Origin of the sequence: Lysinibacillus sp. NPDC048646 (assembly GCF_050272295.1) — a bacterium.
Taxonomy (GTDB): Bacteria; Bacillota; Bacilli; order Bacillales_A; family Planococcaceae; genus Lysinibacillus.
Genome location: NZ_JBNNLZ010000011.1, coordinates 58124 through 74722, shown reverse-complemented (window position 1 = coordinate 74722; position 16599 = coordinate 58124). Strand labels below are relative to the sequence as shown.

At 37.7% G+C, this 16599-nt stretch carries 16 protein-coding genes; 7 read left to right on the top strand and 9 right to left on the bottom strand.

The window, feature by feature from the left end; all coding sequences use genetic code 11:
- Nucleotides 1-207 precede the first annotated feature (207 nt).
- The 3 genes from ACQKII_RS13485 to ACQKII_RS13475 all read right to left on the bottom strand — a co-directional run bounded on the left by ACQKII_RS13485 (nt 208) and on the right by ACQKII_RS13475 (nt 3286).
- The gene (locus ACQKII_RS13485; protein WP_427459991.1) at nt 208-1542 is read right to left on the bottom strand and encodes an FAD-dependent oxidoreductase; all 1335 of its coding nucleotides are present in this window, start codon (nt 1540-1542) and stop codon (nt 208-210) included.
- A 13-nt stretch (nt 1543-1555) separates the two neighbouring features.
- The gene (locus tag ACQKII_RS13480) at nt 1556-2701 is read right to left on the bottom strand and encodes a VanZ family protein (protein WP_427459989.1); all 1146 of its coding nucleotides are present in this window, start codon (nt 2699-2701) and stop codon (nt 1556-1558) included.
- Nucleotides 2702-2998: 297 nt separating this feature from the next.
- Complete coding sequence (locus ACQKII_RS13475; protein ID WP_427459987.1) at nt 2999-3286, bottom strand: DUF6509 family protein; 288 nt, start codon at nt 3284-3286, stop codon at nt 2999-3001.
- A 250-nt stretch (nt 3287-3536) separates the two neighbouring features.
- On the opposite strand from ACQKII_RS13475, the gene ACQKII_RS13470 reads away from it, so the two are divergent.
- Nucleotides 3537-4721: an alanyl-tRNA editing protein gene (locus ACQKII_RS13470; protein ID WP_427459985.1), complete on the top strand. Its 1185-nt coding sequence runs from the start codon at nt 3537-3539 to the stop codon at nt 4719-4721.
- A gap of 350 nt (nt 4722-5071) precedes the next feature.
- Here ACQKII_RS13470 and ACQKII_RS13465 read toward each other — a convergent pair whose 3' ends face one another.
- A complete protein-coding gene (locus ACQKII_RS13465) occupies nt 5072-5233 on the bottom strand; it encodes a hypothetical protein (RefSeq protein WP_427459983.1) in 162 nt (53 codons plus the stop codon).
- A 4-nt stretch (nt 5234-5237) separates the two neighbouring features.
- Nucleotides 5238-5702 (bottom strand): helix-turn-helix domain-containing protein, encoded by a 465-nt coding sequence (locus ACQKII_RS13460; RefSeq protein WP_427459981.1) that lies wholly within the window; start codon nt 5700-5702, stop codon nt 5238-5240.
- A gap of 1068 nt (nt 5703-6770) precedes the next feature.
- Between ACQKII_RS13460 and ACQKII_RS13455 the strand changes: the two genes are divergently transcribed.
- The 4 genes from ACQKII_RS13455 to tatC all read left to right on the top strand — a co-directional run bounded on the left by ACQKII_RS13455 (nt 6771) and on the right by tatC (nt 10399).
- Nucleotides 6771-7514: a gluconate 2-dehydrogenase subunit 3 family protein gene (locus tag ACQKII_RS13455; protein ID WP_427459979.1), complete on the top strand. Its 744-nt coding sequence runs from the start codon at nt 6771-6773 to the stop codon at nt 7512-7514.
- A 12-nt stretch (nt 7515-7526) separates the two neighbouring features.
- Nucleotides 7527-9239, top strand: a complete 1713-nt coding sequence (locus ACQKII_RS13450) for a GMC family oxidoreductase (protein WP_427459977.1) — start codon at nt 7527-7529, stop codon at nt 9237-9239.
- A gap of 102 nt (nt 9240-9341) precedes the next feature.
- Nucleotides 9342-9545: a twin-arginine translocase TatA/TatE family subunit gene (tatA, locus tag ACQKII_RS13445; RefSeq protein WP_143996532.1), complete on the top strand. Its 204-nt coding sequence runs from the start codon at nt 9342-9344 to the stop codon at nt 9543-9545.
- Between the two features lie 11 nt (nt 9546-9556).
- The gene (tatC, locus tag ACQKII_RS13440) at nt 9557-10399 is read left to right on the top strand and encodes a twin-arginine translocase subunit TatC (protein ID WP_427459975.1); all 843 of its coding nucleotides are present in this window, start codon (nt 9557-9559) and stop codon (nt 10397-10399) included.
- A gap of 27 nt (nt 10400-10426) precedes the next feature.
- Here the strand turns inward: tatC and ACQKII_RS13435 are convergent, their stop codons facing one another.
- Entirely contained in the window at nt 10427-11248 is an 822-nt protein-coding gene (locus ACQKII_RS13435; protein WP_427459973.1) for a metallophosphoesterase, read from the bottom strand.
- A gap of 672 nt (nt 11249-11920) precedes the next feature.
- On the bottom strand, nt 11921-12988 hold the full coding sequence (locus ACQKII_RS13430; protein ID WP_427459972.1) for a helix-turn-helix transcriptional regulator: 1068 nt from the start codon (nt 12986-12988) through the stop codon (nt 11921-11923).
- 313 nt (nt 12989-13301) lie between these two features.
- Between ACQKII_RS13430 and ACQKII_RS13425 the strand changes: the two genes are divergently transcribed.
- Entirely contained in the window at nt 13302-14018 is a 717-nt protein-coding gene (locus ACQKII_RS13425) for a class I SAM-dependent methyltransferase (protein WP_427459971.1), read from the top strand.
- Nucleotides 14012-15091 carry a saccharopine dehydrogenase NADP-binding domain-containing protein gene (locus ACQKII_RS13420; protein WP_427459970.1) on the top strand — a complete coding sequence of 360 codons (1080 nt, stop codon included), beginning with the start codon at nt 14012-14014 and terminating at the stop codon, nt 15089-15091. The genes ACQKII_RS13425 and ACQKII_RS13420 overlap by 7 nt, the downstream gene beginning before the upstream one ends.
- 107 nt (nt 15092-15198) lie before the next feature.
- Here the strand turns inward: ACQKII_RS13420 and ACQKII_RS13415 are convergent, their stop codons facing one another.
- On the bottom strand, nt 15199-15921 hold the full coding sequence (locus ACQKII_RS13415) for an amino acid ABC transporter ATP-binding protein (RefSeq protein ID WP_427459969.1): 723 nt from the start codon (nt 15919-15921) through the stop codon (nt 15199-15201).
- Nucleotides 15914-16573, bottom strand: coding sequence for an amino acid ABC transporter permease (locus ACQKII_RS13410; protein ID WP_143996539.1), 660 nt, complete (start codon nt 16571-16573; stop codon nt 15914-15916). Before ACQKII_RS13410 ends, ACQKII_RS13415 begins: the two co-directional genes overlap by 8 nt.
- Nucleotides 16574-16599 lie beyond the last annotated feature (26 nt).

Below are 16599 nucleotides of genomic sequence, written 5' to 3'. Positions count from 1 at the left end.
GCTCACCTCTTCCTTCTGACTACAGTATACAACCCCAAACTTACATCAAAATTGTCGTAAGCTTACATCAACCTTAAATCAAACACAAGTTATCGGGACATTTTAGAATTTTATCGCCTAACTTTCCGAGAACACTAAAAAAAGATCCATACACAAAATTGTGTATGGATCCGTCATATCTTATACCCTTATAACGCGCCAAGTTAACTACAAACGCCCATTCATTCTTGCAGCCTGCTGTAGTGGATCCCAGACTCCATTGTATGGTGGCGCGTACGCTAAATCTAAATCTAGTAAATCAGGTAAGGTCATTTTGTTGTATAACGCTGTTGCAAAGACATCGATACGTTTATCGACTCCAGCTGGTCCCACAATTTGTGCACCCAGTAGCTGTTGATCTCGCTTCCGTACAACAATTTTAATATACAACCGTTGAGCTCCCGGATAATAGCCAGCGATATGACGCGCTGATAATTTAAATGCTTCATATTCAAAGCCAAGTTCTTTTGCCATATGTTCATTAATACCAGTTGTACCTACTGATAAATTGAAGAACTTCATAATAGATGTACCAACAATGCCACGGAATGGCGCAAACTTCCCAGCCATATTCAAGCCTGCTAGTCGCCCCTGCTTATTCGCGGTCGTTCCTAGTGGTATATAATCCAAGCGTTCCTTAACAATGTTGAAATGCGTCGCACAATCACCTGCGGCATATATATTTTCAACAGAAGTTTCTAGATGGCGATTGACGATAACTGCGCCATTTTTAGCAAGTACAATTCCTGTCCCCTCTAAAAATTGCGTATTTGGTTTAATACCAGTTGCAACAATCACCAAATCAGTATCTAGCGCCCCATTCTCTGTAATAACACGCTCTACTCGCCCATTCCCCTCAAATGCCTGCACCGTTGTATTTAGCAAAAGTTCAATGTCCTGCTTTTTTGCTTCATCATGGATATGCTGCGCTAGCTCTGCATCTAAGATTTTCGTAACATGACTGCCACGTTGAATAAGCCTTACTTTTTTACCACAAGCATGTATGGTTTCTGCCATCTCAAGTCCAATATAGCCACCACCCATGATTGTCACCTGTTCAATATCAGGTGTTAAATCCGACAGTAAATCCTCTAATTGTGGAATGGTTTTAACTGTGTGTACACCTGTTAAATCCGCTCCTTTTTTCACAGGCATCGTAGGGTCCGCTCCCGTTGCGATGAGAAGCTTATCGTATGCTATTTCGAACGGCTCTCCGGATGCTTGTGTACCCAAAACAAGCTGCTTATCTACGTCGATCCGTTCCACCTCATGGCCAACTCGAGCATCAATGCCATACTTATCACGAAAAGTCTCCACATCTCTAGCAATAAGACGTTTTGTCGATGAAATACGACCATCTACAACATAAGGCAATCCGCATTGTCCATATGAGTATATAAATCCACGTTCTAAGGAGGTAATCTCTGCCCCCGGTACATTTCTATAAATTTCCATTGCAGCTGACATTCCAGCCGCATCTCCCCCGATAATTACGTATTTCATCGTACAAGCCCCCTTATTTTTTTCTCGTCGCTACTAAGTTTGCATATTCGTCCATATACAGTCGGCGTTTACCGCCGCTCACAATCACACGCACAACATGTATGGCGATAACTAGCCATAATAAGAATGCTGCTGTAAATGCTAAGATTGTTAAGACAATTTGCAGTACATAAAATGGTGAATCCATATCTAACTTAATTTGGCCTAGTATATGAAGAATCTCAAAAACAGTGATTGTCGCTAGAATGGCCACACAACGGCGCCATGACTGCACGGTGATATTTTTCGTTTTATCGCTTGTCATCGTAAAGCGCATAACCCTCATCCCAAATGTTGCACCACGCGAGATGCTCGGTACGACACCAAATAGAAGAATATATAAAACGATTTTTACGACAAATTCGAGTATATCGCTATAGCCAGTTACAGCACCTACTAGGAGCCATACCATGTTTACAATAAATATATCTATAACAAGTGCTAATAGAATAGACAGAGGCTTGACGATATCTTTTTTTGCTACTTCTGCAGCCTTTGCCTCGACTGCCTCCTGTGATGGAAACAAAGCCCACACTATTGGCGCTAACAAGAAGCCAATCAGTGCACCTATACTATTAAGCAATAAATCATCCACATCAAAAATTCGATATGCACAATTAAAGATGCCATAAATACCTGTTACTTGTGTTGTCTCATAAAACAATGTTAACAAAAAGCTGAACATAAATGCACGTTTCCAGTACCTGCGATTTTTTAAAAAATAGCGTAAGTATACACCAAATGGCATCAGCAATAAAAAGTTAAAGAATGCCTGAAAAAATGCTGGTTGTTTAGTCAAATAGAGCCATGTTGCGGGACTTGTCAGCACAATACCACTATCTTTCATAATATCTGCAATAAATTGAAATGGGCGCAAATTATAATGTACTGTGTCTGCTGGCTGTAATGAGCATGTATCACGTGTTTCCGGAAATGGTAACAACACTAAGCATAAGGCCGTTAAAAAATAAAAAATAAATGAGAACATAATGATTGTTTTCGATACTGACAAAAAACTATATTTACGATATGTATAAATGAGCCATGGCACAAATAATACAAATGACAATAGTATGGTTATCAACATTGCCACTAAAATGGAATTTGTATAAGTTGACATAATAGCACCTCTTTTGTTTAAAAGAGAACTCAATAACCTTTCAGTTCTCTCCGTTTAACTTCTCCACATCAAGCTTAACCTATAATTACAACGATAATATGTCATCAAACTTAAAAAATTCTTAAATTGAAAACAAACTGTCCCCCTTTTAAATTCAGAGGAATACAGCAAGTTCAAGCTTATGCCATACACTAAACACGTTTGCTTAGTCGAAGAAATCAAACAACTACTTTAGGAAGAATTAAAAGGCAGATAATGATAAACCTTCGTTTTCCATTACCTGCTGCCATATTGTACTTATGCTTTTGTGATTTCTTCCTTACAGAACGCTAAAATTTCTTCTAACTCTTCGTCTTCCAGTGCGAAGTCTAAATACTCGCCCTTGGCTTTTTCCATGAGGAAATAATTTAATATAAACGGCTCACTATCTTTTTCCCCAATTAGTACACGAATCTCGATGCCTGCTTCATGGTACAGTTCATCTTCTTCATCAATCTCTACATCTAAAATGAACTCAAAGCGTTTACCTTCAATAATATTCGTCGGATCTAAAATTTCTTCCATTGAAAATTGTGTAATATTCATTTGCGCTAGCTCCTTTATCTTTACCTGTTCTTTTATATAATAAATCAATTTCAGCATGGGTCAACTAGAAAACCCGTATACACCCTAAAGCAATTATGCCACAATAAGGTGAAACGCCCATTAGCAGGCTAAGCTTAGCCCCTGATGGCTCATTGAATCAAAGGGCTTCATGCGCGCTCAAGCCATGAAATGAGGGGTTTTCTGCTCATTAATTTACACTATATGACTTACATAAAGGAGGCTTTTTACAGTGAAAGAGCTACTATATTATCAAGATGCGATGCTACGCGACTTTGACGCAACAATTGCACGGACAGGCACGGAGGAAGACGGCCGCCAATACGTTGTGCTGTCAAATACTGCTTTTTATCCTACAGGTGGTGGTCAACCACATGATACTGGCACCTTAAATAATATTCCGGTCGTTGATGTTGAAAAAATTAACGATGAAATCCGACATTATATTGAGTATGAAGCTTCAACTTTAACTGGAGAAGTTCATGGCAAATTGAATTGGCAACGACGCTTCGACCATATGCAGCAGCACGCTGGTCAACATATTTTAACTGCAGCATTTGTAGAATTATTTGATGCGCAAACGGTAAGCTTTCACTTAGGAAGTGAGCAAGTAACAATCGATATTGTCGCCGACATTCTGACAGATGAACAGCTTGTTGCGGCTGAAGCGAGAGCAAATGAAATTATTTTAGAAAATCGCCCAATTGAGACGAAATGGATTACGGAGTATGAACTTGTAGATTACAACTTACGAAAAGAGGTAGCAGTCACAGGAGATATTCGCCTTGTTATTATTCCTGATTATGATTACAACGGCTGTGGTGGTACGCATCCACGCTCTACCGGTCAAGTCAGCGCTATTAAAATTCTTGGCACAGAAAAAATGAAGGGCAATGTGCGTGTCTCCTTTGTCTGCGGGCAACGTGTATTAGCTGAGCTGGCAATGCGAAAGGCAGTACTAGCCGATGTTGCGCGGCAACTGAGCGTTCCTGAAGTTGACGCAGCGAACGCGCTCACAAAAATACTAGCAACACAAAAGACTACTGAAAAGGCACTTGTGGCGGCAAAAGAGGAATTACTGAGCTTTGAAGCGAAAGCATTGGCTTCTAATAACGACCTCATTATTACTGCCTCATTTAGTCAACGCACTGTACAAGAACTTCAAAAATTAGCACGTTTTATCGTAGCTGAGCGTTCAGATGTCACTGCATTACTTGTCTCCCAAAATGAAGACAAGCTACAGTTTGTGGCAGCTCGTGGCGCACACGTAGAAACAAGCATGAAGGACATCGCCGCACATGTACTTCCACTTATTAATGGAAAAGGCGGCGGTAGTGAGCAAATGGTCCAAGGTGGTGGTGAATGTATCATTGCTACTGAACAATTACTCACTGCCATGCAAGAAGCCATTATTTGAAGAATAATGAACAGGGTGATTTTCTTTTTCACTGTGATGTTCGATCAGGGACAGGGGCTTAGTAATTTTTGGAAACGTTGAAAATTAAAAAAACAAAGTGAAACTTCAATTAGTGGGGGGTTCTTCATCGCCCACTGATTGTACGTTGAACCAATCGGGCTTTTACGGTCAGTTAATTGCCCATCTAGTTAACTCGTTCTCATCTTTCCACTTAAGATGGGCGCCTTTCTGGCCGTTCATACGGGAAAATAACCCCTAGATAAAAAATCTAGGGGTTATTTATGAGACTATACAAATTCATGTATCCACTCGAATGAGTAGGCTTTTTTATCGCTCCATATTTTAGATAATTATGTTTTATTTTTATTATATTCCTCAATTCCTAGAAAAACGAACAAAGCTCCGATTAAAAAAATTGCAAAATTATTGTCTAATCCAATTATTAAAAATATCCATCCAATAAAAAGATAACTTGCTACTGCAGAGTTTTTGTAATCAATTTTTTTCGCCACTATATTACACCTCTTCTTCTTGGAAATAGCGAGCTGTAATAAAATATATACTTACAGAAAAAGCAACAAACAAATAAAATACAGCATCTTTTAGCGAGTGTAAGTAAAATAAATATAAAATGCCGACAAGTGGTATGATCAAAAATCTAAATAAAGGTTTTTTCCAGTTCTGCTTTGTTTGAACCCATAAAACTCTAAAAGGTAAAAATAAAACTCCGAATAAGACCACATAGATAAAGTTAGTAATTATTCGCATATTTTTATTTGCTCCTTTCTTTATATTTTTATTGAATACTTCTGTTAAATTCAGGACTTTATCTAACAGCTCTAAAGAAATTGGATCAGGCACACTTTTTCCTAATTCCCACTTGGAAATTGTCTGTCTTGTAACAAAAATTTCGTCTGCTAGTTGTTGTTGAGTGAGTCCTAATTTTATTCGCCTTGAGCGAATTGCTTCTCCAATAGTCATTAATCTTTCACCTCAAAATATATGCATTTTCCAAAAAAGAATAAAGCAACAATGGTCGTTGCGCACGCAACACCAAAGCTTTCCTTCGCAACTTCCTAAATAAAGAGAAGTAAATTTTCTAATAAGGGATTTCGTCCTTGTTGTTACTGCTTAATTCAATTGTTATGTAAAATCAAAATGTTTGGAAATGTATAAATGAAATTTTACTTACTTCATAAACGGCACGACTATTATCAGCAATTTATTACGTACGGCATTAGTAAAGGCAATAGCGTATAAAATTTCCGCAGTACTTGCTAAAGGTATAATTTTATCTTTGTTGTAGTTAATTATTTCATTATCATTTTAGATTACTGACTTTGACCACATTTCAGGGTTCTTTACCATAAATTTAATAATGTCATTTTTTGTTTTGTTCATATCCTTCTTTTTCATAAAAAACCAATAGCTTAGAACCTATGAATAATAAAAGTACAGCTAATAAAATAGTAAAGTATATGTTCAATAGACTAATCCCCTTTTTTTGGAGCTCACATGATAGGTCATCTCATTAATCTACAGAGATACTATTTCGATTAGAGACCACTAAATCATATATAAAGTTATCTATACCCTTATACTTTAACATTACTAAAAAAGGTAAAATACCAAAAAATAAATTCACTTGTTACTGGCTATAGATGCAGATATACCAGTAACTAATTCTTTATTATTAGCGACACTATGCAAACGCTTGGATACCTCTTTAATTTCTAATTTAATATTCCTCTTATCCACCTTTTATTTATAATTATTATATTTTTTTACAATCATCTTCTGATAACAACCCAAATAATACCAAGGAATTAAATATTTTGGAGCCTTATTATAATAAAATTTAAATATTTAACCCCCCAATATAACCGTGATACAGCAGTTTTCTATCTCCCCCGTAATTGTACTTAAAATTGGTTTTCTTTTACTGGATAAAATTAAAACTTTTCCCATGTGCAATTGATTATAATTTACTTTTTTTGCTGATTATAAATGGTAGAACATAATCTATATATTTTTGAGGGGAGGATTTATATGAGTACTGACAATAACGTTTCACGTCGTGACTTTTTAAAAACTACTGGAATTGCTGCTGGTACATTAGTCGGTGGTGGATTAATAGGTGGGCTTGTAGGCTATAACATGAATGGCAAAGGGACTTCCACTTTAGATCATGGTAATGGAACTACAAATGAAGCCACTGGATCACCTAAAGCTAAAATGTTTTTCATGAACGAACGAGATTTTAGTGTTTTATCTAAAGCGACTGAACACATATTTCCAGAAGATGATTTAGGTCCAGGTGCGATTGGCTTAGACGTACCCTATTTTATAGATCATCAATTGGCCGGACAATATGGCAGTAATTCCAAGGAATATATGCATGGCCCATTCGGTGAAGGTGCACCAACACAGGGCTATCAAAGTCGCTTAACGCGTGCAGAAATCTTCAAGCAAGGTATTCAAAAAATAGAGGCCGAAGCACAAAATCGGTTCAAAAAAAGCTTTAACGATTTAGATGGTAAGCAAATGGACGAAATTTTAACTGCCTTCCAGAAAGGCGAAGTTCAGATGAGCGGTGTCACATCGGCATTCTTCTTTGCCTTACTACGAGCGGCTACATTAGAGGGCGCTTACGCTGATCCGATGTATGGTGGGAACCGAAATATGGATGGCTGGCGTATGAAGAGCTTCCCTGGGCATCAGATGGCTTTTATTACACAAATTGAAGATGCGAAGTTCCAAAAAATTGAGCCTAATCCATTAGGCAACCACTAGGGGGTTTTACAGATGGTAACAACATTACCAAGTGTAGACGTTGTAACAGTCGGTGTAGGGTGGACTGGAGGCATTGTCGCTGCGGAGTGTTCAAAAGCTGGCTTAAAGGTTGTAGGTTTGGAACGTGGGCAAAAGCGTGGAACTGAAGATTACTTGAATGTCCACGATGAGTATCGTTATGCAATTCGATATGACCTAATGCAAAATCTTTCGAAGGAAACTGTATCCTTCCGTAATAACAGCAAAATGAGGGCTTTACCAATGCGTCAGCTTGGTTCCTTTTTACTTGGAGAGGGTCTGGGAGGATCTGGGACGCACTGGAACGGTATGTCTTATCGTTTTCTACCGTATGATTTTCAGATTAAAACACTGACCGACGAACGCTATGGTCCCAATAAATTAGGACCCGATTATTTACTACAGGATTGGGCATTAACCTATGATCAGCTGGAGCCCTATTTCGATAAATTCGAAAAAACAGCCGGCATTTCAGGGGAAGATAAGAATCCTTTTGCTGGCAAAAGAGCTAATCCTTTTCCAACACCTCCTATGAAAATGACGCCGATGCTAGAGCAATTTGAAAAAGCAGCAAAAAATCTAAAATTATCACCTTATATGGTTCCTTCTGCTAACGTATCAGAAGTCTATAAAAACCCTGATGGTGAAACGATTAACGCCTGTCAATATTGCGGATTCTGTGAGCGTTTCGGTTGTGAGTATGGCGCAAAATCTTCAGCAGAAATTACGGTTGTACCTACTGCTTTAAAAACAGGAAACTTCGACCTACGCTTTAATTCCAATGTTGTTGAAATTTTAAAGCAAGGGAACAAAGTAACTGGTGTCAAATATATCGATACAATATCTGGTGAAGAATTTATTCAACCTGCTAATGTTGTTGTCTTAACAAGCTATGTCTTTAATAATGCCAAACTATTAATGATTTCCAACATTGGACAGCCCTATGATCCAGCAACAGGGAAAGGAACACTTGGGCGAAACTACTGCTATCAAATTTTACCAGGGGCTGCAGGATTCTTTGATGAGCAATACAACACATTTATGGGCGCAGGCTCACTTGGTATGACCGTAGACGATTATAACGGTGATAACTTCGATCATAGTGAATTAGACTTCATACATGGTGGAAATATTGCGTTAACACAAACTGGTACCCGTCCTATCGGCTCAAACCCAACTCCTCCTGATACACCAACATGGGGACCTGAGTTTAAAAAACAATCGATCCACTACTATACACGTTCATTTGGTATTGGTGCGCAAGGTGCTTCTATGCCACATAAAGAAAACTATATGTCACTTGATACGGTATACAAGGATGCTTATGGTTTGCCATTAATGCAATTAACATACAACTTTACTGATCAGGACCGTGCACTTCATAAATTCATCTCAGCACGTGCGGCTGACATTATGAAAGAAATGGGCGCTAAAACAATTGTCCCGAGTGCAGAGATTACGGATTACAATATTGTACCGTATCAAACAACCCATAATACAGGGGGAACCGTTATGAGCTCTACGCCGGAAAATGGCGTTGTCAATAACTATCTTCAACATTGGGGCGTAGAAAATCTTTTCGCCGTTAGTGCCGGAAACTTCCCACATAATAGTGGCTATAATCCAACAGGCACTTTAGGCGCGCTAGCCTATCGCTGTGCAGAGGGAATTATTAATTACAGCAAATCTGGTGGGTCTTTAGTTTAAGAAAAACATAATCCTTGCTATTAGACGAGGGCTATGTTGAAAATCCTATGCGTTTCCGCGCAGTCGTTTCAATACTTTACCATTTAAGAGGAGGCATAAAATATGGGAGGTCTTGGTGCAATTGGTGTTCCTGGATTAATCATTATTTTGGTTATTGTGTTAATCGTTTTTGGACCGAAAAAACTACCTGAAATTGGTGGTGCAGTTGGTAAAACTTTCGCCGAATTTAAAAAGTCAACAAAGGGCTTAATGGATGACGACGATGAACCAACAAAAAAGGTAGAAAAAAAATCTGACGTTTCGTAGGAGGTGTTCCTATGGATCCATATGAAGAAAGAAAATATTTAAGTCCGCTTGATAAAGAACAAGACGAGCCTCTCGTATCTGTGGAGCCTTCTATTGAAATTCCACCAATTGACACTGAACAGGGTATCGTTATGAATAAGCCTCTTATTCCTGTGGACTCTTTGCTTGCGCATATCACCGAACTACGTAAGCAAATCATCAAAGCGCTCGTTGTATTTATACTATTTTTTATTGTCGTGTTTTCGACAATAAATTTTTGGTTTCCATACGTAACTCGTGGACACTCACTCATTATTTTAGGTCCACTTGAGGTCGTTAAATTTTATATGACAATTTCCACAACACTGGCACTTGGGCTGTCCATGCCATTTTTCGTTCACTTTCTTTGGAGCTTTGTTAAGCCAGGTTTAAAAGAAGAGGAAAGTCGATTTCTTGGTTTGTATGCACCTGTTATGTTTTTACTTTTCGTATTAGGTGTTGCGTTCGGCTATTTTGTCGTTAATCCACTCAGCTATACTTTTTTAGTAAGCATTGGTGCAGCTAATTTCAATGTCATGGTATCAGCGAGTGAATATATGCAATTTTTAATAATGACAACAGTACCACTTGGACTATTATTTGAATTGCCTATTGTCGCAATTTTTTTATCATCTATTGGCCTATTAACTGCTGATTCCATGAAAAAAATACGAGGCTGGTCCTATATCGCAATGGGTGTGGGCTCTGCTGTCATTACTCCCCCTGATTTTATTAGCCAGCTACTCGTTTTAATTCCAATGATTATTTTATATGAAATAAGTATTTTCCTCGTTAAACGTTTGGAACGTAAGCAAATAGAAGAAGCTGTTCAATAAGAAAAAGAGGTAGTCTCATCCTTGAGACTACCTCTTCTTTGACTTTAATTCTATGACGACAATTTCGGGTAAATTAAATATCCGATATGGAACAGTGCTATTACCTAACCCCCGACTCACAACCATTTTAGTCTCCTGTCCCTCGTAAACACCGGCTGTATATTTCGGGAGCATGCCCTGACCAGGCGCAACAAGTCCACCAAGTCCTGGGATACGTACTTGTCCACCATGTGCATGCCCAGTGAATGCTAAGTCGATACCACTTGCTACATATACATTAAACACTTCAGGTCGATGGGCAAGTAACAGCTTTAGCATATCTTGCGGTACATAAGTTGTCGCAATCTCCAGCATTTCCTCTGTCGATCTACCCATTAACGGATCTTCAATCCCAACAATCGCCAGGCGCTCCCCGTTGCGCTCTAATACGGTCGATTCGTTGGCCATCACATGTACACCTACCGATGACAGCGCCTCATAAATTTCACTAATCTTATTCGTCGCTACTTCATGGTTTCCTAGTACATAATAAACATCCGCTAATTCAACTAGTCCTCGAACTGCCTGCAAGCTCTGCTCCAAATCAAAGCGATTGCTATCTATGACATCACCCGTAATAAAAATGATGTCTGGCTGCGTCGCTTTAACCTTGGCTATCAGCCTCTTTTGATTGTCGCCAAAGAGTGCATCATGTAGGTCTGATACTTGCACAATACGTAGCCCATCAAAGCTTTCTGGTACCTTCTCTGATTCGAATACATGCTCACTTACAACCAGCCAGTGATTGTTTACGTACAAAAAAATGACTATAAAGACTAGAAAAAAACCTACGTATAATAATTTTTTCAATCGCAATCGCTCACTTCATGGCTACTTATTCAGAAAATCTTCTGCATCTACCATTATAAGCAAAAAACAACCTGATTGTAAGTACATACTCCGAAAATCTACTAGATTGCGAAAAAGACTAACCCAGGTAGTAACTTTGAGTAGTCTTCTCAACATTTCTATGGACCTAATGCACAGCACACTTTATCTTATAGCTGCCATAAAATCCCAGTATAGTAATGAATACCACTTGGCATATATTCATTAAAAAAATGTCTTTCACATTATCAATTATATATAGCCTCGTTCGGATTATTGTAAGGTACATTTATTTGAACCTCTCACCACTGAAGTCACGACACTCTTCTCTACGCATACAATTGGTCGAGGATATGGAGTTTCAAATCCTATTTTCCCTTGCGCAACATCCTGAGCACACCTTTCACCCCTCTGAGCTTTACAAATTGATTTGGGAAGAAGAGAAGTATTGGACAAACTCAAGCATTAAAAGGACATATAAGTAATCTTAGAAAAAAGTTAGACTCCATCCCCGAATAGTTTTTTCAGTTGCTGTGCCATTTCTTCTAGCTTTTCTGATTAATATCACCAATTGTTTCAACGCCACAACACCAACCTGTCCATTTGCATAGTCAATATATATCAACAAAATAGAATTACGGATTTAATTTCTATTTAATCATCTAATTGAAATCTCGAAAATATTTTCCATATTAATTCATTGCGGTTTGAAACATCTACTTTTTGAAAAATAATTTTCAAATGATCTTGTACGGTGTAATTTGAAATAGCAAGGTTCTGTGCAATCTCTTTTGTTGGAATGCCTTTAATAATTTCAAATACAACCTCTTTTTCTCTTGATGTAAGATTATTGGCTGTAATTAAAAAAGCTAACATCTCTTTTGAAGATGCTTCATTTAGAAATATCGCTATTTGCTGTTCATTGCTACTTGTTACTACATAGGATGCACGAATCGCAATATAACCTGTATCTTTAATTGGTACGAGTAAAGACGTATGAGCATTCAATTTGTCGGCCAAGAGCTTAGCACAAATCGCTTGTATAGGTTTAGGTATTTGATATTGTGATAATCCTTCATGATTTCTTAAGAGGGTAAGCAAATATGAAGCCTTGGCATTAATAGAAATAACCGTTAATTTCTTGCCAAAAATAATAATGCCTTTTTCTCCTTCTTCAGAAGGAATCCGCTCCTCAATAATAAAATGATAATACGCCTTTAATGCCTCCCCCATTACTGGAATCAGCATTGTTACTTGTGCCAACTCGTCATCTTGGAACAATGGTGTCTCATTATTAGCCTTTTTAAAGAGCGTTAAAAATCCATAGCATTGCCCTTGAAATGTCAGTGCAGCTCTTATTTCATCACTAAAACCATTTGGTTGAAGTACCTCTCTAAATCGTAAACTTTGCGATAAATGTCTATTGTCGGCGTCACTCAATCTACCTATTAGCTGACCACTCTGTACCAAAAACTCATAATTATTTACATCCGTTGATTCATACTCTAATGACATTATTTTATGATGAATAGCCTCTACTGAATGCTCTGTTACTGCACCGACTGAAAAAAGCGTAGAGGCATCTGTTAATGTACAACAATATACATCAAAGCTTACATGCTGTTGAAGTATTTTAATCATCGATTGTCGGTATATAAATGAACTCTGACTTTCCTGTAAACATTGTTTCGATTTTCTACGCCAATACTGTATATCTTTCATCGACTTATACCCCTTCTCCAATACATCCAAAAATTAAATTTCTTATGATCGCCATTAAAAATTCAACATTTAGCACTCAACCATTCGCTTGGTACAGAGTCGCCTTACCGCTTGAACTTACCCTAGGAGACACTGCGCTATATCCTTTAATGCAGATAAATTTTCAATGCCCCCCAGATTTATGGGATAGTACATTTTGAATAACAAATTATAATTGAGAATAGTTCTTAATTATATTGTACAAGAGTACAGCACGAAGAAATACAGTTCATTACAAGTGCTGTGAAATAAAATTTTTTAGGGGGCCCTTTTTATGAAAGAACCATTACAGCGTTGGCAAAATCCAACTGTTTACACATATCAACAAACCATTCGCCAAAAAATTATAGGCTACGACCTTATCTATGATTTAATGACAAATATGCTTCATAATCATCCATGTACGGATCGTATGCTCATTGTCGGTGCAGGGGGGGGACAGGAGCTTTTAACACTTGGAAGAACATTTCCTGCTACTAAATTTACTGCTGTTGATACTTCAAGCCCCATGTTGCAACTAGCCGAACAACAAATTGGTCAACTTCATGTTCCACTCGATGTAGAGTGGCATGCAACAGACTTACGTTCGCTTAAGATGGATGAACCATTCGACATAGCTACCTGTCATTTAGTGTTACATTTTATTGAAGACCTTCATGTAAAGAAAGCTTTGCTAAAAAAAATCGCAGACAGTTTAAAGGACGGTGCTGTTTTATTCGTTTCATCTATTAATGCTGATTTAACAGCGCTTACTTTTAAACACCAGCTACGCCATTGGCAAAGTTCAATGCTCCAAAATGGCATTTCTCAAAATGATTGGCAACGTTTTGAGCAATCATTTGGCATGACTACCCATCCCATTAAATTTGAAACACTGGTTGATTTACTACAAGAGGTGGGTTTTACAACAGTTATTCCTTATTTTAAATCACATATGATTGATGCTTTAATTGCTACTAAAGAAGAGGCTAAAGAGGTTTTTAAATGCTGAAAGAAAATATATTAATTGTAGGTGGCTATGGTGAAGTCGGTGGTAAAATTGCGAAATTGCTACTCCGAAAGTATCCAAATCGAGTATGGATTGCTGGCAGAGACATAGAAAAAGCTAAACAATTTTGTGCACAGCAAAATAACTTGGCTACTCCTATTCAACTTGATGTCACGAATACAATCAATGGTCAACAATTAGCCAACGTAGCCCTTGTCATCATGTGTCTAGAGCAAGAAAACACCCAATTCGCGGAACTCTGTCTTCATGAAGGGATTCAGTATATTGATATTTCTGCAAGCTATTCCTTTTTACAAAAGTTAGAATTACTAAATCCTATCGCTGTTAAATACAACACAACTGCAATACTTAGTGTCGGTTTAGCTCCGGGGCTAACAAATTTAATGGCGATGCATGTGGCACAACAATTCTCCTCGCTAGAAAAACTTCATATTTCTATTTTACTCGGGGCAGGCGATTCTCATGGCACAGCGGCTATTCATTGGATTTTAAATCAATTGAATAACAGCTACACGATTGCTTATCAAAAAGACACGCAAAAAGTTACTAATTTTACAAATAAGCGTGTCGTAAATTTTGTAAATATAGGGAATCGTAGCTTATATCAATTTAATTTTTCTGATCAACATACACTATCTAAACATTTCCCTACAAGTCCTATCATTACTAGGATGGGCTTTGATGTTGAATGGCTCAATCTACTTGTCTCCTTTTTACAAAAAAGTCGCCTTTCCATATTTTTAAAGTGGAAATGGCTAAAAAATATAGTGGCATCTCTCATGCAAAAGTTGAAGATTGGTTCTCCTATATGTGTTATTAAAATTGAGGCTACAGGAATTAAGCAACATAAAAAAATGGCTGCATCGTTAACCTTTGCTGAAAATGATGAATCCTTCATTACAGCTAAAATAGCCGCAACAGTTGCTCAGAAATTGCTAGAAAAGGAGTATTCATCTGGCACACTCCATATAGAGGAGCTATTTACGCTTGAAGCATTAAAAGAACAATTTGTTATTCCTACTGTGCAGACTGAACAACATATAAATAATTTCTAAAACATAAAAACGCATTTAGCTGCTCTTATAAAAGCAAATCTAAATGCGTTTTATTTTCATTCGCCTTAGAGAATTCTACCTCTATAGGGAATAACGGCGAAATTGATTTAAAGTACTTTTTCTAAGAAATCTTTTGCACGTTGTGTTGATGGTGCCGAGAAAAACTCTTCAGGTGATGCATCCTCAATCAGCTTACCACCATCAAGGAATAAAATACGGTCAGCAACTTCACGTGCAAAGCCCATTTCATGTGTGACGATTAGCATCGTCATTCCTGTATCTGCTAAGTTTTTCATCACAGCTAATACCTCTTTGACCATCTCTGGGTCAAGGGCTGAAGTTGGCTCATCAAATAACATTACCTTTGGATTCATTGCAAGTGCTCTGGCAATCGCAACACGTTGCTTTTGACCACCAGATAGACGGCTTGGATATTCGTTACGCTTTTCAAAAAGGCCAACCTGCGTCAGTAAATCTTCGGCTTTTTTTGTTGCTGTCGCCTTATCCATACCTTTAACGTTAATGGGTGCGTATGTTAAATTTTCAAGCACTGTTTTATGCGGGAAGAGATGAAAATGCTGAAATACCATGCCGACTTCTTCACGCACTTTCATTATATTTGTTCCTTTAATAGTTAACACCTCACCAGCAATTGTTATTGTTCCGCTTGTTGGCTCTTCTAATAGGTTCAAACAACGAAGAAATGTAGATTTACCAGATCCCGAAGGACCAATAATCGCGATAACTTCCTTTTCTTTTATCCCTGTTGAAATACCTTTTAGTACTTCATTTTGTCCATATGATTTGTGTAAATCTTCAATTTTAATCACTTTTTCTCATTCCTTTCTCGATTCGTTTACCAAGGAACGTTAAAACAAGCGTCATTAAATAGTAGATTAAACCAGCCACTAATAATGGCTCAAGATAGCGGTATGTTGCCCCACCTACAATATAGGCACGACGCATAATATCAAGAGCGCTAATAACTGTTACAACTGCTGACTCTTTATTCAAGGTTATAAATTCATTCATTAATGAAGGTAAGATATTTTTCAGTGCTTGAGGAATAATAATGTCCTTCATCATCTTTGTATAAGGTACACCCAGCGCCATTGCAGCCTCCTGCTGTCCTTTATCGACCGCATTAATACCAGCACGAATAATTTCAGAAATATATGCTGAAGAGTTTAAACCAAAGGCAATAATTGCTGTGGGTACAGGGTCAATTTGAATATCTAATAATTGCGGTACTGCATAGTAAATAATCATTAATTGCAGGACAAGCGGTGTCCCACGAAAAATAGACGTATAAATATCGGCAAACCAACGAAGTGCTGTAATCTTACCAATTTTGCATAATGCTAATAAAATACCTACTATAAAACCTATAATGGTTGCACCAATAGTAATTTGAAGTGTAACACCTATTCCTTTTAATATATAAGGAATAGAGGGAATTATAGCTGTAAAATCTAAATTCACAGCGTTCCCTCCTTTCTTTTGATCGA